The following is a 990-nucleotide window of genomic DNA, read 5'->3' as shown; positions in this document are numbered from 1 at the left end:
TTATTGCGGCGTTATATTTTAATGGCAAAATTAATAATTACACCTGTTTCAAGAAAAATTTCAAAATAGCTCGTAGAGATAAACCTTTAATGGGTGCGCTTTTCTTTTTTGGGATAATCTTTTCTTTTCCATAATAGAGAGGGTGTTACAATGAAGAGATTCTTAATGACGTGTTTATTGTATTTTCTATCTTTAAATGTGTATGCGGTAGACTTTAATTTATCATCAAAGATCAAACTATCACTTCAAGAACCATTAAATATATTACATTCACCAAATTTATTAACATTGAGATACCCAGAGTTCATTGTTTCACATGAGACAATTACGTATGGGAAGTATTATAATGATATTGATATTACTGGTGTTGAAATTGACTTTTTTTATTCCATTTTCAAGCCATCTATTCGCTCCAAGCTGAGACCTGATTTAATACAACATGTTATAGAACAAGCTAATGTGTTTGGTACTAATGAAAAGGAATTTCACTTAATTGGCGATGACAGTTCGTTGTTTGGCGGATTTAATAAGAATAAAAAACAAGGCTTCATTTTTATTACAACAAATAAAAAAGTACTTAATTTGTTAATTGTAAATGGAGATAGAAATGCTTTTAATTTATTAACTAATTCAATAGTGAGGAAATAATGGATATATATAATCGTGATAACTTAACTGAATTTTTAGTTGCACTATATGGGAATCAAGCTCATTCATGGGAGATTAACGATGAAGTAGCAAAGCAAGTTATTCTTATGGTGTTAGAAACTGAAAAATGTTCTAAAGCCATGGATTTTATTCCAAGACCTCATCCATACGGTTCAAATCCTCTTAGTTGGTTAGGAAAGGAAGCTGCAAAGGCTTTATTTAGACACTTAAAAAACAATAAAGATCAATATGCAGTATGTGCATCTAAAGCTTCTCTAGTTTGGCGTTCTAAAATCCAAATGGCATCAATGGGGCTGTAATCTAAAATATAACAAATGCATC

The 990-nt window shown here is 30.4% G+C and carries 2 protein-coding genes; both read left to right on the top strand.

The genetic code is table 11. The features are described from left to right. Positions 1-150: 150 nt before the first annotated feature. A complete protein-coding gene (locus A6E03_RS10185; protein WP_141677259.1) occupies positions 151-648 on the top strand; it encodes a hypothetical protein in 498 nt (165 codons plus the stop codon). Beyond that, positions 648-968 (top strand): hypothetical protein, encoded by a 321-nt coding sequence (locus A6E03_RS10180; protein ID WP_065600803.1) that lies wholly within the window; start codon positions 648-650, stop codon positions 966-968. The genes A6E03_RS10185 and A6E03_RS10180 overlap by 1 nt, the downstream gene beginning before the upstream one ends. Positions 969-990: the final 22 nt, after the last annotated feature.

It is taken from the genome of Aliivibrio sp. 1S128 (assembly GCF_001691065.1).
GTDB lineage: Bacteria > Pseudomonadota > Gammaproteobacteria > Enterobacterales > Vibrionaceae > Aliivibrio.
The sequence above is the reverse complement of the archived record's forward strand: the minus strand, read 5'-3'. Positions and strand labels throughout refer to the sequence as shown.

What these genes read in the sequence shown, in the direction of transcription:
- A6E03_RS10180 (WP_065600803.1), top strand. Translation starts at nt 648, where the DNA reads ATGGATATATATAATCGTGATAACTTAACTGAATTTTTAGTTGCACTA.
- A6E03_RS10185 (WP_141677259.1), top strand. Translation starts at nt 151, where the DNA reads ATGAAGAGATTCTTAATGACGTGTTTATTGTATTTTCTATCTTTAAAT.